The following is a 23254-nucleotide window of genomic DNA, read 5'->3' on the forward strand; positions in this document are numbered from 1 at the left end:
TATGAGAATCGGTTTATGCGATATTGATTCCCATAACTTTCCCAACCTGTGCCTGATGAAGCTGTCCGCCTACCACAAGGCGCGGGGCGATCATGTGGAGTGGTGGACCCCGGAGGGCCTGTATAACCGGGTTTACAAAAGCCGGGTGTTCACCGATACCTACTCCCAGGACACCATTACCGTCACCAACGCGGACGAGGTGGTCTGCGGCGGCACGGGCTACGGTCCCGGCCCCAACCTCCCGGACGAGGTGGAGCATACTTATCCCGATTACAGCATTTATCCGCAGTTTTCCGGTACTGCTTACGGCTTTCTCAGCCGGGGTTGTCCCCGTCAATGTGGGTTTTGCATCGTTTCCGGGAAGGAAGGGCGGCAGAGCGTCCAGGTGGCGGACCTCTCCGAATTTTGGGACGGCCAGAAGGAGATCAATCTGCTGGACGCCAATCTGCTGGCCTGCCCTGACCATGAAAAGCTGATTTTGCAGCTTACGGAGAGCCGCGCCTATGTAGACTTCTCCCAAGGGCTGGACATTCGGCTCATCACCCCGGAGAACGTGGCTTTGCTGAACCGGGTGAGGACTAAGGCGGTGCATTTTGCCTGGGACGACCCCGATATTGACCTGACCCCCCACTTCCGCCGCTTCCTGGAGCTGACCAACATCAAGAGCGACCGCAGGCGGCGCGTCTACGTCCTGACCAACTACGGCAGCACCCATGAGCAGGACCTCTACCGGGTGGAAACCTTGCGGGGCATGGGCTATGATCCCTATGTGATGGTCTATGACCGGCCCAGCGCCCCGCCCATTACCCGCCAGCTCCAGCGGTGGGTGAACAACAAGCGGATTTTCCACACTGTCCACAATTTTGCCAACTATATCCCCGGCAGGATGGGAGGTGTTCACCGTGCGTAAGCCGAAGGAAACGAAACTTGATAATCTGAAAGCTGATCTTATCCGGGCGAAGGAGAAGGCCAGCGAGTGGCAGGCCCGCGTCCGGGACATTGAGCGGCAGATCACCGAGCAGGAAAACCTTGAAATCATCCAGGCTGTGCGCGGTATGATCTCCGCGCCGGAGGACCTGCGGGCCGTGCTGGATATGATCCGGGCGGCAAATGCGCCGTCCACAACCAATTCTGGAAAGGAGAATTGAACCTATGAAAACAAAATCCCTGCGGCGCATGGTAGCTCTGCTGCTGTGCGTGTTTTTGTGCCTGGGGGCGGCATTTTCCATGATGGGCGCGGCCTATGCCGCAGAGGTGGAGCCGTCCGGCATCAAAGTAGAGATTACCAAGCCCCCCAACCGTACCAGCGGAAGCGCGGATGTGGGCTACTGCATCACAGATACTGCTGGAAACGGATTTGCCAGCGCCAAAATCAAGGTTGGCCTGGATGGTGAGTGGCAGGATGTGACCGGCAATCTGGAACGGTGGGAGGACCGCTACACCGGGCGCATCACCATTACAGATAATTGCCCCGTTACCATCCGCGTCACAGGAAACGACGGCAGTATCTATGAAAAGATGTGCTACATGGACTGCTTTGCCCAGGGTACACATATTTTCATGACCAATGTGATGGTGGATAACCCCGCAGTCAAGGGCGATGGAGGGAAAGCGGATAAGGCCCCCAGCCCCAATCAAGCGGAAACCAATACTGCCACAAAGCCCACGGCCACACCTCTTAAAGCACCCGCTTCCTCCAGCACGGACCCCCAGGAGAAGCCGGACACTACACCCCGTCTGCCCACCGCGCTGACCCCGGACGGGCAGGGCACATTGGTGGACAATGTGACGGACCAGGACAGCAAGGAATTTTTCACCTTCACCACCCCCAGCAACAATACCTTTTATCTGGTAATCGACAAACAGCGGGATAGCGAGAACGTCTATTTCCTCAACGCCGTCACGGAGTCCGATCTGCTGGCCCTGGCGGAGAAGGATAAAAAACCGGAGGGCAACAACGTGTCCGCTATCCCCGACCCGGAGCCGGTCTGCACCTGCAAGGACAAGTGCGCCCCCGGCGAGGTCAACACCGATTGTCCCGTCTGCGTCCTGACCATGATGGACTGTACCGGCAAGGCCCCCGCTGTGGACCCGGATACCGACCCGGAGCCGGAAAAGCCTGAGAAGGACGGTTCCAGCGCCATGATTCTGGTGGTGATCGCGGCCCTGGCCGTGGGTGGCGCTGGGTACTATCTGAAAATCTGGAAGCCCAAGCACGACTTGGACGATGCGGAGGACTTTGACGAGCTGACCGGCGGGGATGAGGAAACCGTCAACGAGGATGATCTGGAACCCGCCCCCCGGCGTGTCCCCCGTGACGAACCGGAGGAACCGGAGTACCCGGAGGGCTACGGCTACGAGGAACCGGAGGACGATGAATGACCCGTTTCACCGACAGCCCCTATGAGAAAATGATGCAGCAGGTTCCCACGGAGCGGCGGGAGGTCCACGGACCTCCCGCCCTTCCGCCCACTCACCCCTGCCACGGCTGTCCCTACCGCCGGGACGCGCCCTGTCTGGGCGTGTGCTACCGGGACCTGCTGCGGAAGAAGTGATGGCGCAAATACAATATCAGTTCCGCAAACGGGACGAATATTTCACGCCCTCCTATGCGGTCTATCCCATTATGAAGCGTCTCAGACCGGGAGCCGTGATATGGTGCCCCTTTGATACGGCGGACAGCGCGTATGTGAAGGTATTCTTCCGCAATGGGTTCCGGGTGATCTACGGGCATATCCAGACCGGGCAGGACTTCTTTCAGACAGACACGCCGGACTGCGACTATATCATCAGCAACCCGCCGTACAGCTTGAAAAATGAAGTGCTGGAACGGCTTTATGCCATTGGAAAGCCCTTTGCCATGCTTATCAACTTCCAGGGCATTTTTGACAGCCAGAAGCGGTTCCAGATGTTCAAGGAGCGCCGGGTGGAAATGCTCTGGCTCAGTCCGAGGGTGGCGTACATGACCGAAGGGAGACAGCCGCGCCAGGGCGTACCCTTTCAGAGCGGCTATCTTTGCAGCGGGATATGCGAAAATCAGTTGGAATTTGAATATCTGGACAGACAGGAAAAGGAGTGATACGAACGCGGTTAGTGATTTCAGAAAAACCCAGCGTTGCAATGTCTTTGTCGAAGGTGCTGGGGGCAACGAGCCGGAAGGACGGGTACATGGAGGGCGGCGGCTGGCTGGTGAGCTGGTGTGTGGGCCATCTGGTAGAGCTGGCTCCGGCTGACGCTTACGACCCCCGCTACTCCAAGTGGGCCTATGACGATCTCCCCATCATCCCCCAGCCGTGGCAGTTCCAAGTGCTGCCGGATACCAGGAAGCAGTTCAACATCCTGCGCCAGCTTATGAGCCGGGATGATGTGGACACGGTGATCTGCGCCACCGACGCGGGGCGGGAGGGCGAATTGATCTTCCGGCTGACCTATGACCTCTGCAAATGCACGAAGCCGGTCAAGCGGCTTTGGATTTCCTCTATGGAGGAATCCGCTATCCGCAAGGGCTTTGACAATCTGGCAGACGGCCGGAAGTACGATAACCTCTACGCCGCCGCCCTCTGCCGCGCCAAGGCGGATTGGCTCATCGGTATCAACGGCACTCGCCTTTTTACTACATTATATAAAGGTAAGACGCTGAACGTGGGCCGGGTGCTGACCCCCACACTCACGCTGCTGGCGGAACGGGAAGCGGCGATTGAGCATTTCAAGAAGGAAAAATTTTACACCGTGGAGCTGGACGCACAGGGCATCCGGGCCTCCAGCGGCAAATTCAATTCCAAGACGGACGCGGAAAAGCTGCGCTCCGCCTGCCTGGGCAAGACCGCCGTGGTCCAGTCCGTCACCAGGAAGGACAAGACTGAGCGGCCACCGAAGCTCTACGACCTGACAACCCTTCAGCGGGAGGCCAACCGCCTTTTTGACTACACCGCCCAGCAGGCCCTTGACTACCTCCAATCCCTCTACGAAAAGCGGCTGGCAACCTACCCCCGAACGGACAGCCGCTATCTGACCGAGGATATGGCGGAGGGCCTGCCCGCTCTCTGCGCCACCGTGGCAGGTGCGCTGTCCTTCATGGTGGGCCAGCCCCTCCCGGTACACGCTGCCCAAGTGGTAGACAGCAGCAAAGTGACCGACCACCACGCCGTCATTCCCACGGCGGAGATCGCCGGTGCTGACCTTGCCGCCCTGCCCACCGGGGAGCGGAACATCCTCTACATGATTGCCGTCCGGCTGCTGTGCGCCGTGGGCGAACCCCATACCTATGCGGAGACTGCCGTCACGCTGGACTGTGGCGGCACTTCTTTTATGACCAAGGGCCGCACAGTGGCGGCGGCGGGCTGGAAGGGGACCGAAAAGGCGTTCCTTTCCACGCTGAAGCAGAAAGCCGAGGAACCGGCCCCATCTCTCCCGGTGCTGTCCGATGGTCAGCGGTTGGAGGGTGCGGACGCTCTGTTGAAGCAGGGCACTACATCTCCCCCGGCACGATTCACCGAGGACACCCTGCTCCCCGCAATGGAAAACGCCAGCGCAGACGACTTCGCCAAACTGGAAGACGTGGAACGGACCGGGCTGGGCACACCCGCCACCCGCGCCGCCACCATTGAAAAGCTGGTGAAATCCGGCTTTGTGGAACGGAAGAAAAAACAGCTTCTTCCCACGGAGAAGGGACTAGCACTGTCCTGGGCCATGCCCGACCAGCTCAAAGCCGCCAAACTGACAGCGGAGTGGGAGGACCGGCTGGGGGCCGTGGAACGGGGCGAGCTGGCCCCGGAGGACTTCATGGCCGGGATCACCGCCATGCTCACCGGGCTGGTCCGGTCCTACCGGAATGTGGCTGTGGCCCCGTCCCCGCTCTCCGAGTCCGGGCGGGCGGGAATTGGCAAATGCCCCCGCTGCGGTAAAAACGTGGTGGAGGGCAAAAAGAGCTTTTACTGCGAGGGCTACCACGATACCCCCTCCTGCGGCTTTGCTCTGTGGAAGAATGACCGCTTCTTTACCAGCAAGCGCAAGGAGCTGACTAAGAAAATCGCCGCTTCTCTCTTGAAAACCGGGCGTGCGGCTGTCACCGGCCTGTTTTCCGAGAAGAAGGGCGTTTTCTATGACGCCACCGTTGTCCTAAACGATGACGGCGGCAAATTTGTCCGCTTCAAGCTGGAATTTGACAACAAATCTACCGAAAAGAAAGGAAAATGAGAATGAATAATAATATTTTTGACCGCCGTTTGAAGGCGATTCTGTCTGCCAGCGGCGTGGAGCGCGGGGAGCTGGCCCGTCACCTGGGCGTGTCCGTGCCCACGGTCAACCGCTGGCTCAACGGTATCAGCACCCCCAACGCCTACCAGCTTCGGGAGATCACCCACTACTTCGGTATGCCCTACGACTGGTTCCTGGAAGCGGACGGCGGCGTCCCCAATGCGGATGATCTGGCCGTCAAGCTGGGTCTGTCCCCGGAGACGGTGGAGGCCCTGCTGGAGCTGGCTGGCTCCGAGAGCGAGGAAGTGCTGACAGCGGTGGACGATGCCGTCTGCGCCGTGATCGCCACCATCAACGCCGTGTACGACGATCTGCTGGCGATTGCCGAGAACAGCGGGGGTTGAGCCTATGCGTGATGTGGAACAGGTTATTGCGGGGCTGAAAAGTGAGACGATCCGCGAGATTACCAAGGAAAACGCCCGCCCCGAAGCTCAGTTGGCATGGTATTGGACCTATATCGGTTCCCTGGATATGGCCCAGCAGTTAGGGCTTATCAATGACGCGCGCCGTCAGGCGCTTTACAGGGAGGTGGAGCAATTCAAGCCCGCATATGAAGTAAAGGTCCCCCAGGAGGTGAAGCCGAACCATTTGGCGGCGGCTGAAATGAGCGTGGAGGGCAACTACAACCAGATTGACGGCATCATCAACAATGAAGCCCCCAAGCCGCCCTCTGTCCTGGATAATCTGCGCCAGTGCCAGGAGGAAGCCGGGAAGTCCCAGGGCGGGGCCGCTCCCCCCAACCGGGACCCGGAGAGGTGACGCCATGCGGCTGACCAATATTGAGAAGGAGACGGTCATCAATTTTAACGAGGCGGAACGCACAGCCAGCATCTACACCCACAACGAGGCTTTGAAGCATCAGCTTTTGGAGCTGTGCCAGACCCACCCGGCGCAGGTACGCCAGACCGCCGCCAACGCCTGGGGCGGGCTGACCTTTGAACTGCCCAAGAAGTGGCTGCGGGTAACGCCGCCCCGTGTCCTCTCCCCGGCGCAGAGGGCCGTGCTGGACAGAATGAATCAGAACAAGCAAAAGGACGGCTGACCGTCCAAACCGCCCGGAGTGGGATGATTTATCCCCCTCCGGGCCTTTCTATACTGAAATAAGGAGGTTTTATGGCAAGCACAGTAAAATTAACATCGGAATTGGCCGCTCGGACCGCCCATGCCGTCACGCAGGATGTGGAGAGCTGGAAACAGTATTTAACGACGGCCTCCCGGCTCTATAAATACCGTTTTGATGAGCAACTGCTGATCTACGCGCAGCGCCCGGACGCTACCGCCTGTGCGGAGATGGAGCTGTGGAACAATACCATGCGCCGCTGGGTCAAGGCCCGGTCCACGGGGATTGCCCTGATTACAAAAGATGCGCGGGGCAAGCCCAAACTGCGGTATGTCTACGACGTAGCGGACACCCGGCCCGTTCGTGGGGCAAAAACACCCTACCTGTGGGAAATGACGGCGGAAAAATCCGGCGCTGTTGCGGAGGCGCTGGAACGGCAGTATGGACCCACGGAGGAAAGTGACATTGGCTGGACGCTCATGGAGCAGGCGAAACGCGCCGTGAGCGAGGTTTACCGGGACCACTTGGAGGACCTGCGCTATGACGTGCGGGACAGCTTTTTGGAGGAACTGGACGACCTCAATCTGGAAGTACGCTATAAAAACCTTCTGACCGCCAGCGTCCAGTACACCCTCCTGACCCGCTGCGGCCTGGACCCCAGCGAGTATTTGGAGAACGAGGACCTTGCGGGCATTGTCGAGTTCTCCACCCCCGCCGTCCTTCACCATTTGGGCAGCGCCGCCAGCAAAGTCTCCCTGGACCTTCTGGAAGAAATCGGGCGCGCCGTCAAGACCTATGACCGGGAACAGGCGAAAAATAAAGAAAAAAATATTGAAAAACCTCTTGCAAAATCGCCTGTGATCGACTATACTAAGGCCAAGGAAGAATTTAACACTGTAAAGCGCGAAAGTGAAGAAAGGAGCGTTATCCATGACGATGGAACTGACTTACAAGCAGGCGGGCGATTACCTGATTCCCGACCTGGAAGTGGACGGAGCGGACGAACGGGAGGAAATGCCCCTGGACAAGTACGGGATGCTGCGGGAGACATTTCTGGAGGAACACCACCCAGGGACGCACACCTCCATGCTGCTGACGGGGCGGCTGTACCCGCACCTGCGGGAGATCGACCGGCAGGCGAGGGAGCAGGTGGACCGGATGGTGGCCGACTTGAAGAAGCAGAACGGCGTGGACGAGGCGATGAAGGCCCGCGATCAGATGGGATGGGTCCAGGCGGTGAACAGCTTCACGGCCCAGGCGGAGGAGATCGTGCTGGCGGAGATCGTCTACAAGTAAATCAGGAACAGCAGGAGACGGCGGGCGAACAGCCCGCCGCTTCTGCGTCTGCGGAGGAACCGCCTACCCCTGGGTTGCCGGACCTCTCGCTGTTCTCCCTGTTCCCCACGGTGGAGGAACAGATTGAAAGTATTGCCGAAGCCCAGGAGGAGGACCGGCGGACAACCCAGCAGCATACGTCTACTCCTTCCGGTCAGGTGCAGTCTGCGGTCATTGGCCGCACCCTCACCTGCGGCGGCAACGAGAAGCACAGCATTGAGCGTATTGTAGCATTTTTCCAGAAGGGTCCCACCGGCTCCGATGCTGCCTCTTTTATGAAAAAGGAGTTTGGGGAGGGCGGCAAGGGCGTTACCATTGGCGGGCAGGAATATTCTCTGTGGTTTAACAGCGAGGGCTTCCGCATCGCGCCGGGACGGTCTGCATTTGGCCCTGGCAGCACACTCATATCCTGGGTGAGCGCCGCCGCTATGACCTCCAACCTCCTGCGGGATGGAACATTTGCTACGCAGGATAAAATTGACGCAGCTCCCGACAACGAAGTGCGGGAACTGGCGGAGAAACTGTGGTATCTCCGCCAGGATTTCAGCGACAGTGCAAAGGAACTGAACCTTATGCCCATCATTTCTCAGCACTTCTTGGGTAAAGGTTTCCCGGACGATACAAAGGAGATTTCTGAACTGCTGAAGCTCCCGGTTCACCGGCAGCAAATTTGGCGGGAAGTGGACGCATTTCTGGATAAGTACAGATTTAACTCGAACCTCCTGCGCTTTCATAAAATTCATGACCCGGTTTACCTGCTCACAAGTATCGACCGTTTATCTGCGGTAAAAGAGCAATATAAGGCGGTAGAGGGGTTCGCCCCGGCAAAGGCCAGCTTCATCACGGAGGACGAGATCACCCGCCTGCTGACCGGAGGCCCCAGCATTGCCGAGAGCAAGCTGCAAATATACTCCTATTTTGTCCAGGGCCACAACGCCAAAGAGTGCGCTGATTTTCTGAAAAGCAGCTATGGCGAAGGTGGACGCTGCTATACCGGCTATGACGAGAACTATGGCACCAAGGGAATCCGTTTCACCCGTTCGGATGAGGAATCCGGCTATAAGGGCTATGATACGGTCACGCTGAACTGGAACCAGGTGCAAAAGCGTGTCCGAGCCTTGATTGACAGCGGGCAGTACCTCAACGATCAGGAAAAGGCGTACCTTCCGGCCTATGAGAAAGTAACCCTTGCCCGGAGGATTTATCATTTTTACAGTATGGACCCCAACCGAACCAATCCCCCCAGCAATGATATGGACGCCGCCGTGAAGAAAATCCGGGCCATTCTGGAAGCTGATGATTCCAAAAAACACTCTAAACTGTACGGCGAAATGTTCACCATTATGGCTGCTGTTTCCCCGGACAGCCCGGAGTACCGGCGGATGATCCCCGCCCTGCGGGATATGGAGACGTTCACGCGGGGTGAATATTCTCTGTATGAACCTCTGCCGGAAGCTGTTTTGCAGGCGGAGCGCCAGAAGAAGCAGGTGGCAAAAGAGGTCAAGCGAAAAGCCCCCGCGCCCCAACGCACAACTTCCGAGGCCCCGCCTGCTTCCGGGGACCGGCTGGCGGCTGCGGCCCGTGCCCTGGCGAACAAGCGGCGCACCCCGGCCCAGGAGGACCAGAGCGGCCAATTCAGCTTGTTCTCCCCGGCAGCGCCCGCCCCGCTGGAACCGGAACCCTCTGCCCCTCCCCAGGCGGCAGAGCATGAGGAAACCTCCCGCTCTCCGTGGTGGGATGGCTACAAGGAGATCAAAGAGGCAAATCCCCACAATATCGTGCTGTTTCAAGTGGGCGATTTCTTTGAGATGTTCGGTGAGGATGCCAAAACCGCCGCTGCCCTGCTGGACCTCAGCCTGACTACCCGGCCCATCGCCGGTGTCGGGCGTGTGGAGATGTGCGGCATCCCCGCCCATGCGGTGGAGCAGTATGTTGAAAAGCTGCGGGAATTTCATTCTGTGACCCTTGCGCCCGTTGAGGCGCAGACCGGGGAGCGTCGGTCCAGCACCTTGCTCTCCCGGCAGGAACAGGCGATTCAAGACAGCGGTGAACAGGGCTGGAAAACTACCGTTGCCGAGCGCAACTATCAGACCACGGTAACTGCGGAAGAAGCGCCGCTTCTGGCAAGGCTCATGCAGACCAATGAAATCAGTGCCGCGCAGTTTAACCATGAGAACGGCGAAGTTACATTCAGCTTCCCGGCGGCGGACCGGGACGCGGTTGAAAATCTGATCGCAAAACTGAGGGCGGAACTGGAAAAGGCGGTGGCGGCAAGTTACGCCACTACCAAGCCCCAAAAGCCCGGACGGACCAAGGTGGAGCTGAATTACCGCAATTTTGTGAAGCTGTTCCCGGAAATCGCCAGCGGTGAGTACCGCTATCTGCGCATGGAGGCAGGCGAGGACGGCGGGGCTATGATGCCCCTCCACCTGGAATGGATTGACACGGACGTGATCGCCGTCAGCCATACCTATACGCAGAACGGCGACTTCATGCGCGACCCGGAAATGACCTTCCGGGTGGACCGGGAGAAGGGAACCATGGAACCGCTGACCTTCCGGCAGGACGGCTCTATTCAGATTTATCAGGAGGTCTACCCGGAACCCGGTAAGTGGATTCCCAAGCTGCACCGGGATTTGAACACCTTTGCCCAACAATGGCTGAAGAATATCAGTGAGCAGGGCTACCACAAGCGGGAGGCCGTCATGGTCCGGGACGGCGAGGACGTGCGCCTGACCTTTGACCAGGACGGCAGGGCGGTGGAAAATGACAGTTTAGGCGATAATCCTACTGTCAGGCAGATATATGAGCATTACACGCCCATAGTCAAAAATATGGTTCTGGCGGATACGGCGTATCAAAACGCCTGCGCCAATTCCGACCAGGACCTTGCCCGTTTGGAGGGTAACGAGGCAATCAAGCGGGCGGTGCTGGCGATCAATGAGACACCGCTGTTGAAGCAGTATTATGATAATACCGCTTTCCGTAACCGGCTCCATCAGGAGATTATCAGCGAAACCTATTCCACAATCTCCCAGTCCCAGCCGGAGCAGGCCGCAAAAGCACCCGTCTCTATGGATTCCCCGGAACGGTTTGAAATTGTCCGCCTTTGGGGAAACGGCCCCTTTGGTATTTATGACAATGCACTGGAACGCTTCTATGCGGAAGGAACCCAAACGCTCCAATTCGTAGAGCGGGGCAGCGCGGAGAATTATCTGGCGAATATCCACCGCGTCACCGGGCGGGCGGTTCCCCCGGAGACTTCCGCAGAGTGGGTGGTCACTCCGGTTACGCTCTATGAAACGGCATTGAAAATACTGGACCGGGCAATCGGGAACAGCAGCCTTTCCCAATATCTGCGGGACCGTGATCTGGATTACAATGAAGCGGCGGACACGCTGAATGCTGAAATGCCCGATCTCATGGAGGCGGCGAGGGCTTATCCCGACATTCTTGCCGCGTTCCATTCTCTCCCGATGTTCCGGGAGTGGCTGGTAGAGGACCTCATGGAGCGCCGTTATCAGGACGTGATTACGGACCCGCGCCTTGCGCCGGAACGGTATGCCGACAGCCCGGACGCACCGGATTGGGCGCGGGCTGTCCCCGCTGCGGACCGTTCGGAGCCGGAACAAGCGGAGGCCGGTGTAGAGATACCCCCCGCGCCGGAGACAGTGCCGGAACCAACCGGGGTAGGTGCGCCGGAGCAGCCGGAAACCCCTGCCGCTGTCCAGTCTGAACCCAATCTCACGCCCAATGTTGACGAATATCTGGACTTGAAGGCCCGATACCCGGACAAGCTCGTTGGCGTCCAAGTGGGGGACTATATGCTGTTCTACGGGAAGGACGCCGAAGCAGCGGCCCCCGCCATGGGGAAGGACCTGCTGACGCGGGATATTCCCGGCCTGGGCAGCACCTTTGTCACCGGAACCTCCCTGGGCTGGCAGTCCGCATTGACGGACCTGCTGGAACATGGTCATAGTGTGGTTCTGGCCCAGCCCGACCCCGAACGCGGCCCGGACGCGCCCTATGAGATCATCAAGGAGCGGAGCGCGGCGGAGTTCATCCCCCTGGGCATGGAGCTGACCATGGACGGGCGGCGCATGAAGATCGACAGCGTGGACTTCCAGGCGGGGACCGTCAGTCTGCTGGACTTGGATATGAAGGGCTGGTTTCCCATTTTCCGCTCAGAGCCGATTCCCTTTGTCCGGGAATTTATAGAGGAAGCCCAGCGAAGAGAGGAATACACCATTGCGGAGGTGGCGGCACACCGTCAACGGATGGAGGCCGCTGATGAAATCCCCATAGGCATGGAACTGACGGTGAACGGACAGCGCGTAAAAATCCACAGCATAGACGCGGAGCATGATGTTGTCCGCCTGAAAATTCTGGATACGGCCTATTCCTATCTCCAGCGGTCCATCCAAGCCGTGCGGGACCTTGTTGCCAAAGCACGCGCCGCCGTTTTGGGCGTGGATGATTCCGTACCTCCCCCGCCTCCCCCCGAACCGGAGCCGGAACAGGTGGAGATTGACGGTGGGCAGGTGGTTCCGCCCCCTCCGCCAGCTTCCCGCCAGCCGCGCCGGGAACGTCATAATTTCCAGATCACCGATGATAACCTGGGTGTTGGCGGCGAAAAAACGAAATATCAGTACAATGTGGCGGCTATCCGTACCTTGAAGCAGATCGAGGCGGAGAGCCGCCTTGCCACGCCGGAAGAACAGGAGATTCTCTCCCGCTATGTTGGCTGGGGCGGCATTGCCGGGGCGTTTGACCAGAATGACCCCAAGTGGGCGAAAGAATACGCCGAGCTGAAGGAACTGCTGACCCCGGAGGAATACAAATCCGCCTGTGCCACGGTCCTCAACGCCCACTATACCAGCCCCACGGTCATCAAGGCCATGTATCAGGCGGTGGAGAATATGAATTTCCAGCCGGGGACCGTGCTGGAACCGTCCATGGGCATCGGCAACTTTTTCGGCCTCCTGCCGGATTCTCTGGCGTCGGCGAAGCTGTACGGCGTAGAGCTGGACGATCTGACCGGGCGCATTGCCCGACAGCTTTATCAGAACGCCGATATTACCCTTGCCGGTTTTGAACAGACAGACCGGAAGGACTTCTATGATCTGGCCATGGGCAACGTGCCCTTTGGTCAGTACCACGTCAACGACCCCGCCTATAACAAGCTGGGCTTCAACATTCACAACTATTTCTTTGCCAAGGCGCTGGACCAGGTACGTCCGGGCGGCATCGTGGCCTTTGTCACCAGCCGCTACACCATGGATTCCAAGGATTCCACCGTGCGGAAGTATCTGGCGGAGCGGGCTGACCTGCTGGGCGCGATCCGTCTGCCCAACAACGCTTTCAAGGCCAACGCCGGGACCGAAGTGGTGTCCGATATTATTTTCCTGCAAAAGCGGGACCGCCCCGCCATTGAGCAGCCGGGATGGGTGCAGGTGGGTGAAAATGAAGATGGATTCAAGATCAACAGCTATTTTCTGGAACACCCGGATATGGTGCTGGGCACGGCCACCTCGGAGAATACGCAGTACGGCAGGCAGGATTACACCGTTGCGCCCATTGCCGGGGCGGACCTCTCCCGGCAGCTTGCCGGGGCCATTCAGAACCTTGCCCCGCCTGACCGGGAGCTGCTGGAGATTGAACCGGAACAGGAGGGGGAGCTGGAATCCATTCCCGCCGATCCCTCTGTGCGGAATTTCAGCTACGCGCTCTCGGATGGAAAGCTGTATTTCCGCGAAAATTCCCGCATGAAGTCCGTGGACTTGGGCAAGACCCCCACGGAACGGGCCATGGGCATGATCGCCATTCGGGACTGTGCCCGGAAGCTCATTGATTTGCAGTTGGAAAACGCCGGGGACGATGTAATCAAGGCGGAGCAGGCCAAGCTCAACCGCTTTTATGACGCTTTCACGAAAAAACACGGCCTGTTGAGCAGCCTGGGCAACAGGAGGGCCTTTGAACAGGATTCCTCCTACCCGCTTCTGTGTTCCCTGGAAGTGCTGGACGATGAAGGAAATTTGGAGCGCAAGGCGGATATGTTCACCAAGCGCACCATCCAGAACCGGCAGGCCGTCACCAGCGTGGACACGGCGGTGGAGGCCCTGGCGGTATCCATTGGCGAGAAGGCCCGCGTGGACCTGGAGTATATGGCGGGGCTGATGGGCGGACCTGAGAAAATTCCGCAGATCGTGGAGGATTTGAAGGGCATTATCTTCAAGGACCCCGCCACCGGCCCCTTTGATTTTGCCGGGGGCGGCGAAAACTGGTCACGGGGCTGGCAGGCGGCGGACGAATACCTCTCCGGCAATGTCCGGGTGAAACTGGCTCAGGCCCGTGCCGCCGCAGAGGATAACCCGCAGTTCGCCGTCAACGTGGAGAAGCTGGAACAGGTACAGCCCAAGGACCTGACCGCCACGGAGATCAGCGTCCGGGTGGGCGCGTCCTGGATTGACCCGGAGATTTACCAGCAGTTCATGTTTGAGCTGCTGGGAACATCGGAACGTCTGCGTGAGAAGAAGATTCAGCTCCGTTATTCCGATTCCTCCGGCGAGTGGCGGGTCCAAGGAAAGAACGAGGACAGCCGGGATAATGTCCGTGTCCACACTACCTACGGCACCAAGCGCGTCAACGCCTATGAGCTTTTTGAGGCCGCGCTGAACCAGCGGGACGTGCGGGTATTCGATAAAAAATGGATAGGCGGCGAGGAAACCCGCGTTCTCAACGAGGAAGAAACCACGTTTGCCCAGCAGAAGCAGGAGGCGATCTGCGAGGCGTTCAAGGAGTGGATTTTCAAGGACCCGGAGCGCCGGGAGGCGCTGTGCCGGAGGTACAATTCGATCTTCAACGCGACCCGGCCCCGTGAGTACGACGGCTCCCATATCCGCTTTGCGGGCATGAACCCGGAAATTTCACTGCGGCCCCACCAGCAAAACGCCGTGGCCCATATCCTCTATGGCAAGAATACGCTGCTGGCTCACTGTGTCGGCGCGGGCAAGACCTTTGAAATGGTTGCCGCCGCCATGGAGAGCAAACGCCTGGGCCTGTGCCAGAAATCCCTATTCGTCGTCCCTAACCACCTGACGGAACAGTGGGGCGGCGATTTTTTGCGCCTGTATCCCGGCGCGAAGGTGCTGGTGGCCACCAAGAAGGACTTTGAACCCCACCGCCGCAAGAAGTTCTGCGCCCGGATCGCCACCGGAGACTATGACGCTGTTATCATCGGCCACAGCCAGTTTGAGAAGATTCCTCTCTCTCCCGAACGGCAGAGCGCCGTCATCCGGGACCAGATTGACGAAATTATAACCGCGATTGAGAGCGCGAAAGAGGAAGATGGCGACCACTTTACCGTCAAGCAGATGGAAAAAACCAAGAAAAATCTGGAGGCTAAACTGGAAAAGCTGGCGGCGAAGGAGAAAAAGGACAATGTGGTGACGTTTGAGGAACTGGGCGTAGACCGTCTGTTTGTGGATGAAGCACATTCGTTCAAAAATTTGTTCCTCCACACCAAAATGAGCCGTGTGGCGGGCATTGCTCAAACGGACGCGCAGAAGTCCAGCGATATGTACGGCAAATGCCGCTACATGGACGAAATCACCGGCGGGCGTGGTATTACTTTCGCCACGGGGACCCCGATCTCCAACAGTATGGTAGAGTTATATACCATGATGCGCTACCTCCAGTTCGACACGCTGGTGGAAAACGGACACCGCCATTTTGACAACTGGGCGGCGGATTTTGGCGAGAAGGTCACGGCTATGGAGCTGAAGCCGGAGGGATATACTTTTTCCAGACGGTAAAACTAACTTCTCTAAACTGAAAATCTACATACAGAAACGGAGGTGTAAAAAATGTCAAAAAAGGCAGGAAAAGCGAGGATTACAGCCCTTTACGAGCGCCTTTCAAGAGATGATGACCTGGTTGGGGAGTCAAATTCAATCACCAATCAAAAGAAATATCTGGAGGATTACGCCCGTAAAAATGGCTTCACCGCCATTCGCCATTTTACGGATGACGGTTATTCTGGAGTTAATTTCAACCGTCCTGGCTTCATGGAAATGATAGCCGAAGCGGAGGCCGGGAACATCGGCACGATTATCGTAAAAGACATGAGCAGGTTTGGAAGAAATTACCTGCAAGTAGGATTTTATACGGAAATCCTGCTCCCTCAGAAAGATGTGCGCTTTATTGCCATAAACAACGGCATTGACAGTAATAGCACCTCTGAGAACGATTTTGCCCCGTTTTTGAATATAATGAAGAACACGAGGCATTTGGGAGGGGTAAACTGCTAATTTCTCTCCAATTCGACAAATCAGTGTGCAACAATCAAATATCGCTGCTGTTACAGAATGTTTCCGTCTGGCTGCTGATGCGGTCAGGTGCTTTTTTTGCCCGATCACACCAGCCCAACAAAACGGTAGTAGATTTTAATGTCCTGGTGTCTTTGACCGTCTATGATGGTTCGTTCTCCAACTTCAATGCGGTCAATCAGTTCTTCAATGATTTCCCGGTTCAGTTCCTGCAAGTCCAGATACTGCCGTATGGTTCCGGCCCACTGGTGGATATTGGCGATGTCCTGCTGGGCTTTTCGTTCCCCGGCTAACAGACTGTCCACGCGTTCCGATTTCTGGATGCGTTCCTGCTCGTTCTTTTGAATCAGAACCGAGAAGGAATCGCCGCTGATTGCCCCGCTCACCTTATCTTCATAAAGTTTTGCGGTTATCCCTTCCAGCTCCTCCAAACGCCGCCGCAAACGGCTGATTTCCTGTCGGCTGTCCTCCGGTTGTGCGGCGCTTGCGGATTGTATATGCTGTTTCAGCTTATCCAGTACAGCAGCTTCATCGGCTGCTACCGCTTTTCCATGCGCCCGGATTTCACTCAGCACCAGGTTTTTCAAGCTGATCTCAAAAATCCGGTGCCAGGAGCAGATGCTGTGCCCGGTAGTGGCAAACCGGGAGCAGAAATAAGAAGTATAGTGCTTGACAGTGCCATTTTTCCGGCGCTGTGTTTCGCGGGCGGCAACCAGAGGATGCCCGCAGTCCGCGCAGACCAGCTTTCCGGTAAACAGAGATGCTTGGGGCGGCGTATTGTTAGCGGAAATCTGTTTCGCCGCCTGATTGATTTTCTGGACAGCCTCCCACAGCTCCGGCCCGATAATTGCCTCGTGCGCGCCCTCATGGGAAATCCATTCCGATTCCGGTTTCCTTATCATGGTCTTATCCTTATAGGAACGGGAACCGGTGCAATTCTGTGTGAGCGTACCGGCATAAACATCATCGTTCAGAAGGCTTCGGACGGTTGCGTAAGCCCACAACCGGGAATACTTGCAGCTGCCATTTCCGTAATGGACCGCCCAGTACCAGCGGGGAGGGAGAATCCCTTTCTCATTCAAAGCAGCAGCGATTTTCCCATAGGCCATGCCGGACTGACGCATCTGGAATATCTGCCGCACAACAGCGGCGGATTCCCCGTCAATGACCAGCTTGTGTCTGTCCTCCTCGCTCTTGCGGTATCCGTAGGGAGCGTAGGCGGCAAGATACTGGCCGCTTTTCTTCTTGGCATGAAGCACCGACTTGACCTTGCTGGACAGGTCCTTGAGATGGTAGTCATTCATCAGACTGCGGAAGTGCAGCATATCGGTGTTGTCCCCCTCGCTGTCCAGGCAGTCCAGAACCGATACGAACCGGCATCCGAGGGAGGGGAAAATGACATCCGTATAACGGCCCACCTCCACAAAATCCCTGCCTAAACGGGAAAGGTCCTTTACCAGAATCAGGTTAATCAGGCCATGCCTTGCGTCCTCCAGCATTTCCAAAAATCCGGGCCGCTGAAAATTGCCGCCGCTGTACCCATCGTCCTGATAGGTCTTGACCTCGATCCAGCCGTTGAGCATGACGAATTTGGAGAGGATTTCATATTGGTTCTCAATGCTCACCGATTCATCGCTGGGGATATAGCCCTTCGCTTTTGCGGAATTGGAGGCGTCATCCACACTCAGGCGGCAGTAGATACCGACTTTATATTGCTTCGCCATAATCCTGCCCCCTTTCCTGTGCCAGCGCCCCGTCCACATTCCCGACATAGCGGTAGTAGACCTTGACCTCACAAATCCGCTGCCCGTTGACCTTCTGGGTATCGCCAACCTCGATCCGGTCTACCAGTTCAAAGAGAATGGTTTCGTCCAGTTCCGAGATTTCGGTATAGCGCCGGATAATTTCCAGCCAGCGGTCGGTATCCACCTGGTTTTCCAGGTGCGCCCGGACTTTCCTTTCCAGTTCCGGGACTGCCTCCGCCTTTTCTGCCCGTTCCGCTTCATATTTCTGCATCAGGGTCTGAAATACCGTCTGCGGGATGGAGCCGGTGCATTTGTCCTCGTAGAGATTCTGCATCAGGCGCTCCAAATCGGAAATACGGGCTAAGGAGGATTTTAATTCCTGCTCATAGGAGAAAAGCCGGGTGTGGGATTCCTTCTCCTTCAGCCGGAGAATCTCGCCCATCAGCCGGTCCGGGTCATATTCCGCAAAGCGGGCCTTTTCCCGGATGTCCTCCAATACCAGCTGGGTCAGCACCGTTTCATAGATGGTGTGGATGGTACACGCGCCCCTTCCGCTGCGGGAGTAGTTGCCGCAGATGAAAGAGCTGTACCGTCCCGGCCTGCCATCCTTATAGGTGAATTTTTCGATGTGGTTCCGCATTTTGAAACCGCAGTCGGCGCAGTACACAAGTCCGGTGAAGATGCTCTTGCAGCCATCGGACGGGGCGCTTTTCCGCACCTTCTTTTTGCCGATACTGGCTACGGTATCCCACAGTTCCCGCGAAATAATGGCCTCGTGGGTCCCCTCCACCCGAATCCACTCGTCCTCCGATTTATTGACGAGCTTGCGGGATTTATAGGAGAGTGTGCCGCTTTTGCCCTGTACCATGTTCCCGATGTAGACCTCGTTGCGGACCATGTTTTTTACCGTCTGGTCGGCCCACTTGTGGTTGACCCTGCGGGGGTCGCTCTGGCCCTTGCGCTGGTAGTACAGCACACCGGGCGGCTGAATCCCTTCTTCATTGAGCGCCACCGCGATGGCGTGAAATCCCATGCCTGATGCCCGCATCTCAAAGATACGGCGGACAACCGGCGCGGTTTCCTCGTCAATCACCAGATGGTGCTTATCCAGCGGGTCGCGCCGGTAGCCATAGGCGGGGTAGGTTCCCATGAATTTTCCGTTTTCGGCACAGGCCCTCTTGACCGCCTTGACCTTCTTGCTGGTGTCCCGGCTGTAAAACTCATTAAATAAGTTCAAAAAGCACATGACATCGGTGCTTCCGTTGTCACTCATGGTGTCAATGCCGTTGTTCAGCGCGATGAACCGGCATCCAAGAGAGGGGAACAGGTAATCCGTATATTGCCCAAATTCGATGTAGTTGCGGCCAAAACGGGAAAGGTCCTTCACCAGAATCACATTGATCCGCTTGGCCTTTGCGTCCTCGATTAACCGCCTGACGCCTGGGCGGTTGAAGTTCGTGCCGGAGTATCCGTCGTCGATATAGACATCGACCTCATTCCAGCCGCGCTGCCTGACATAGTTTTGAAGCAGCAATTTCTGGTTCTCAATGCTGACCGATTCCCCATCACGTTCATCGTCGTTACTTAACCGGCAGTAGATGCCCACGTTGTATGTTGTATCCATCATCTTTGTTTTACCTCCCGACCATCTCAGAATCCATACCTCGTGCGGCAAAATGGCTCCGCAGGTTTTACCCTGCATGAATATCTTACCGGAGAATCCACCGCCGCGCAATGATACGGCAGGCCGCGAGGCTTTCTGTTATTTGGAACCGCTGGCAGCTGGAATGGCTTCCGACATGGCGCGTCTGACTGCCAGCTGTTCCAGCGTCTTTCCCAGGTCCTTTTCTCCCGAAAAAAAGCTGGTGACGCGATAAATGGTTTTCCCGATCCGCACCTCTTTGTAGGAGCTTGTCGGGGTTGTCTGTTTGGTCATAAAGACGCACCTCCGTTCAAAAATTGTTTTTACTCTATGGTTAAAAAGCAGCCGTATCGAAAGATAAGGGCGGCGGTTGCCGCTGGATACCGTCCGGTACGGCTGCTGCAATTCTGTTTGGATGGTTCGTCATATTTGCCACGCCCCCTGACGATGGGGACATAACAGGCCGCTCCCGGCAGAGCTGTCATAACTCCGCAGTGCCGTTTTACTCGTGCGCCGCAGGGTTCCCCCCAAGTCTTTGGCGGGCCGTGAGGAAGTATCTTTAAGCCCCCGCACCATCATCGCGCCCGGAACGCCATCTCCGGGTTTAAGGCTGGACGTAGATCGCTCGGATTGCCTGTCTGTCATCACCTCCTGCAAGCAACCGTCCTGGCGGCGCGCCTTTTCCGCTTCGATACGGGTTATGTACCTGTTATGCCGTATATTCAGTTGTCAAGCTGCAATGAGGGGCAAGAGGACTTGTCCCTTCAATGTGTAGGCATTGGGAAAGGCGATTTGTTAAGCCTTTTTCAAAAAAATCTTGATTTTATTTATTCGCTGTGTGATTGCACTCCGGGAACAGTTCCACAGCCTTGCGACATCGGCCTGCCGGTATCCGTCCACAATGAGCAGGGTCAGCAGTTCCAGATCGTCCTCCGGCAATTTGCAGAGCCGCCGGTACAGCAGTTCATCCTCCAGGGAGGACAGCCAGCCAAACCGCCGGGAATCCACATCGCCGGTGTCCCAGGTGCAGGACAGGGATTCAAATTTTCGGAACAGGCAGGACTGCTCGCTCTCGTCCTCACACTGTTCGCTGGGAAGGGCCTGTACGCGGTTCTGATAGGTCCGCTGGCTGCAAAACCAGGTCCAGTCATATTCCTTCATGGCCGCGATCTGCCTATCGTCCATACCGGCTGCGCGGTATTCCTGTTCCAGCCGGGTCCATTCTGCATCAAACTTCCTTTTCTCATATCCATAGTGAAATCCCATAGTTTTCCTCCATTTCGATTCAGGCGTGGTTGACGGGTGAATCGAATGGAGGTGGGGACCGGCAGCGGTACACATCGGGAGGTTTTCCTAAAAATCGACAATAAGAAACGCCAGCTTCTCGCAATGAGAAACTGGCGCAACAAAAAACACCATGATTATGCTGATTTATATGGATTGATAATACTGATAGATAACTATAATATCCCGGAGGAGGGCCTATGCTTTTTTTAATTGATATATGTCATAGCTATTACAAATGAATATTGCAGACATGGCGGTATCCTCCTATACACCGCCCATGCTGATTGCTGAGGGTCATCTGGAGGTCTGCTTTTTAGCAAAAAGAAACGGCGGCCTTGATCTACTCAAAACCGCCGTATCCGTCAATGATACAGGAAAGCGCAAGAAATCCTCTGCCCGTCAGCGGTTTTTTTCTTTTCCCCGCTGTGGAGGCAGATGTTTGGATATGTAGGCTCGTTTCATTCCACAAAGAACAGAACCCGCCGGGCCAGCTCCGGGATATTTACCGGGGCGGTTATATAGTCGTTCACGCCCTCATGCCGGTATTCATATTCCGTGGCAAGGTCGTTGTTCTCGGTGAGGATAAAGAACGGCAGAAGCCGGACAGGGGGATTCTTCATTTGGAACATCCCTGCCACCCGCCGCAGCGTATGAAACAGCTCCATTGCTGTGCCATCCGGCAGTTCCAGATCGCACAAGATCAGGTCTATTTCCTCATCCTCAAAAATCCGGCACTTGGCCTCCCCAATCGAGGAAACCAGAATCAGGTCAAGGCCCTTTTGCAGCATAGCAGCCCGCAGCACTCCGGCGCTGGTATCTTCCGCATGGACAAAGAGCAGCTTATGAAAAGTTGAATCTGGTTCGCCGGATAACTGCCGGTAGGCGTATTCCACCAGCTTATCTTGCAGCAGCAGTCCTTTCATTTTGTCCATGCACAGCGTCGCGCCCCGGCGCATAGCCTCTTGTTCGTAGTCGTCCTTGTCATAGCAGGACGCCAGAATAAAAGGCAGCTCCTTATCTGCGGCCCGCACCTCGTCCAGAAAGTCCATGCCGGAACCGTCCGGCAGGTCGAGATTACAGCAGACCACCAGCGGCATTTCCTCTTGGATGGCGGCCCGCGCTTCTTTCAGTGTACAAGCCGTTTTCACCGGGTAGCCCCGGTGCTGTAAGTATTTTTGCAGACACCATGTATAGGTGTCGCTGTCGTCGATCAGCAGTATCTTTTTCATGTGTCCTCACCCCCAATATTGATTTACCACAAGCATAAACTACAAATGTTACACAAATGTCCGAGGTGCCTTTGATTTTGAAAAAAAACAGGCTGAATTGTTACAACGCTCGGACATTTCAAAAATTTTTTTGAGAAAAGACGAAAAAGGCGGAGCAGCACACGCCGCCCCGCCGATCCCATACTATTATTCCATCGCCCGCATTTGTTCAATCAGAGATTGTTTTTTCTGTCTGCGGACTGTCCATACAGACAAAATCAGCTCCATTCCGAACAATACCAGAATGAACAGACCCATTTCCAAAACCGGGAATTTGTAAGGCACTACTTTTCCGGCAAAAGCTCCTACACTAAATTTGCTGCAAGCAAAGATGGAAGCCGGAAGCCCAACGATCAGCGTCGCCAATGTTGCAAAGAATGCATAGCACAGCCCCTCGCAGATATTCATTTTACATAGCTGCTTTTGGGTCAGTCCGATGGAACGCAAAACACTGTTTTCCTGTTTTCTGGACATTTGATTAGAGAGGGTCGTGTTAATTAGGTTGATAACGCCAAAGAGGAATACCAGCCATGAAAGTACCTCCATACTGCCAAATACAAAAGAATTTATATTTTTTTCATACTCAATTACAGTGTTAATATCATCTAATGCAATATCCGTATGAGCGGATATAATATTTTTTAATTCATCCCTCACATGATCCGCTTTTTGGGGATCACTTACAATGCTCCATGAATAATCGAAAGAGGTGATTTCCGGGTGCAGCTCATGGAACAATGCTTCCGGTGCAAATTCCAATACACCGTCAAAGTGATGTGTTCCATGTCCATTATCCAGATTATTGTTAAACACCCCGGATATAGTAACCGGAATGGTTGATTTCCCGGAGATAAGTTCAGCTGTTTCTCCGACACCTATATGTTCACGGTTACTTGTTGCCGAATCAATTAGGATGCTGTGTGTATCCGTCGGCATAGTGCCCTCTATCAATGAAGCTTCAACCTTAGAATAATTTTGATCAGTCAGTATATCACACATACCACCATATTCAATTCCGTTGACGTTATAATTTATATGAAGGCTTTGCCTTTTTGCAATCACATCGGTTACACCGTCAATAGACAAAATTTCCTGTTTGAGTTCCTCATTCAGTGGATTTCCTGCTGCCATAACTTCTTGTTCCGTCAACTTAGAATCCAAATAAATTTTATAGTCACCGTCCGGGAAATATTGTCTTGCAAGCGCCTCTGGGGAACGCAGCAAAACAATGGAGGATACCACAAGCAGGATAATTCCACCCAAACTCAAAGACGCTATAATAGAGATTGTCTTTTTGCGGTCACGCTTAAAATTCGCAATTCCCATTGAAACAG

The 23254-nt window shown here is 55.9% G+C and carries 19 protein-coding genes and 1 pseudogene; 13 read left to right on the forward strand and 7 right to left on the reverse strand.

The genetic code is table 11. The features are described from left to right. Position 1 precedes the first annotated feature (1 nt). The 9 genes from C816_RS20170 to C816_RS20205 all read left to right on the forward strand — a co-directional run bounded on the left by C816_RS20170 (position 2) and on the right by C816_RS20205 (position 6298). On the forward strand, positions 2-910 hold the full coding sequence (locus C816_RS20170; RefSeq protein ID WP_016324264.1) for a radical SAM protein: 909 nt from the start codon (positions 2-4) through the stop codon (positions 908-910). Next, positions 903-1148, forward strand: a complete 246-nt coding sequence (locus C816_RS20175; RefSeq protein ID WP_016324265.1) for a DUF4315 family protein — start codon at positions 903-905, stop codon at positions 1146-1148. The genes C816_RS20170 and C816_RS20175 overlap by 8 nt, the downstream gene beginning before the upstream one ends. 4 nt (positions 1149-1152) lie before the next feature. Then, on the forward strand, positions 1153-2382 hold the full coding sequence (locus C816_RS22150) for a DUF4366 domain-containing protein (RefSeq protein WP_016324266.1): 1230 nt from the start codon (positions 1153-1155) through the stop codon (positions 2380-2382). Further along, the gene (locus tag C816_RS24390; protein WP_016324267.1) at positions 2379-2555 is read left to right on the forward strand and encodes a hypothetical protein; all 177 of its coding nucleotides are present in this window, start codon (positions 2379-2381) and stop codon (positions 2553-2555) included. Before C816_RS22150 ends, C816_RS24390 begins: the two co-directional genes overlap by 4 nt. A 71-nt stretch (positions 2556-2626) precedes the next feature. Continuing rightward, positions 2627-3079, forward strand: coding sequence for a sugar-phospahte nucleotidyltransferase (locus C816_RS20185; protein ID WP_242832295.1), 453 nt, complete (start codon positions 2627-2629; stop codon positions 3077-3079). Continuing rightward, entirely contained in the window at positions 3076-5196 is a 2121-nt protein-coding gene (locus tag C816_RS20190; RefSeq protein ID WP_016324269.1) for a DNA topoisomerase 3, read from the forward strand. Before C816_RS20185 ends, C816_RS20190 begins: the two co-directional genes overlap by 4 nt. A 2-nt stretch (positions 5197-5198) precedes the next feature. Further along, on the forward strand, positions 5199-5600 hold the full coding sequence (locus tag C816_RS20195) for a helix-turn-helix domain-containing protein (protein WP_016324270.1): 402 nt from the start codon (positions 5199-5201) through the stop codon (positions 5598-5600). Between the two features lie 4 nt (positions 5601-5604). Then, positions 5605-6015 carry a DUF4316 domain-containing protein gene (locus C816_RS23190; RefSeq protein ID WP_016324271.1) on the forward strand — a complete coding sequence of 137 codons (411 nt, stop codon included), beginning with the start codon at positions 5605-5607 and terminating at the stop codon, positions 6013-6015. Positions 6016-6019: 4 nt separating this feature from the next. Beyond that, positions 6020-6298: a hypothetical protein gene (locus C816_RS20205; RefSeq protein WP_016324272.1), complete on the forward strand. Its 279-nt coding sequence runs from the start codon at positions 6020-6022 to the stop codon at positions 6296-6298. Between the two features lie 158 nt (positions 6299-6456). On the opposite strand, the gene C816_RS20210 is transcribed toward C816_RS20205, so the two are convergent. Further along, positions 6457-7248: a hypothetical protein gene (locus C816_RS20210; RefSeq protein ID WP_040656262.1), complete on the reverse strand. Its 792-nt coding sequence runs from the start codon at positions 7246-7248 to the stop codon at positions 6457-6459. Here C816_RS20210 and C816_RS20215 point away from each other — a divergent pair. The 3 genes and pseudogenes from C816_RS20215 to C816_RS20225 form a co-directional block, all read left to right on the forward strand. Next, positions 7247-7612, forward strand: coding sequence for a TnpV protein (locus tag C816_RS20215; protein WP_016324273.1), 366 nt, complete (start codon positions 7247-7249; stop codon positions 7610-7612). The genes C816_RS20210 and C816_RS20215 overlap by 2 nt on opposite strands. 74 nt (positions 7613-7686) lie before the next feature. Next, positions 7687-15465, forward strand: coding sequence for a DUF6908 domain-containing protein (locus C816_RS22160; protein ID WP_016324274.1), 7779 nt, complete (start codon positions 7687-7689; stop codon positions 15463-15465). A gap of 51 nt (positions 15466-15516) precedes the next feature. Then, positions 15517-15924, forward strand: a pseudogene (locus C816_RS20225) (recombinase family protein); the annotation flags it as partial. 140 nt (positions 15925-16064) lie between these two features. On the opposite strand, the gene C816_RS20230 reads toward C816_RS20225, so the two are convergent. The 4 genes from C816_RS20230 to C816_RS20240 all read right to left on the reverse strand — a co-directional run bounded on the left by C816_RS20230 (position 16065) and on the right by C816_RS20240 (position 20631). Further along, positions 16065-17702, reverse strand: a complete 1638-nt coding sequence (locus tag C816_RS20230) for a recombinase family protein (protein WP_016324276.1) — start codon at positions 17700-17702, stop codon at positions 16065-16067. Next, positions 17686-19350, reverse strand: a complete 1665-nt coding sequence (locus tag C816_RS20235) for a recombinase family protein (protein ID WP_002578909.1) — start codon at positions 19348-19350, stop codon at positions 17686-17688. The genes C816_RS20230 and C816_RS20235 overlap by 17 nt, the downstream gene beginning before the upstream one ends. A gap of 135 nt (positions 19351-19485) precedes the next feature. Beyond that, entirely contained in the window at positions 19486-19659 is a 174-nt protein-coding gene (locus C816_RS24395) for a hypothetical protein (protein ID WP_002578908.1), read from the reverse strand. 501 nt (positions 19660-20160) lie between these two features. Further along, on the reverse strand, positions 20161-20631 hold the full coding sequence (locus C816_RS20240; RefSeq protein ID WP_002578907.1) for a sigma factor-like helix-turn-helix DNA-binding protein: 471 nt from the start codon (positions 20629-20631) through the stop codon (positions 20161-20163). 298 nt (positions 20632-20929) lie between these two features. Between C816_RS20240 and C816_RS24650 the strand changes: the two genes are divergently transcribed. Beyond that, positions 20930-21103 (forward strand): hypothetical protein, encoded by a 174-nt coding sequence (locus C816_RS24650; RefSeq protein ID WP_207636965.1) that lies wholly within the window; start codon positions 20930-20932, stop codon positions 21101-21103. Positions 21104-21110: 7 nt separating this feature from the next. Here the strand turns inward: C816_RS24650 and C816_RS20250 are convergent, their stop codons facing one another. Both C816_RS20250 and C816_RS20255 read right to left on the reverse strand, forming a co-directional pair. After that, positions 21111-21881: a response regulator gene (locus tag C816_RS20250; protein WP_016324277.1), complete on the reverse strand. Its 771-nt coding sequence runs from the start codon at positions 21879-21881 to the stop codon at positions 21111-21113. Between the two features lie 186 nt (positions 21882-22067). Continuing rightward, positions 22068-23254 (reverse strand): ABC transporter permease (locus tag C816_RS20255; protein WP_016324278.1); only part of this gene is annotated, 1187 nt, incomplete at its 5' end.

The sequence above is a fragment of the Oscillibacter sp. 1-3 genome (assembly GCF_000403435.2).
Taxonomy (GTDB): domain Bacteria; phylum Bacillota; class Clostridia; order Oscillospirales; family Oscillospiraceae; genus Oscillibacter.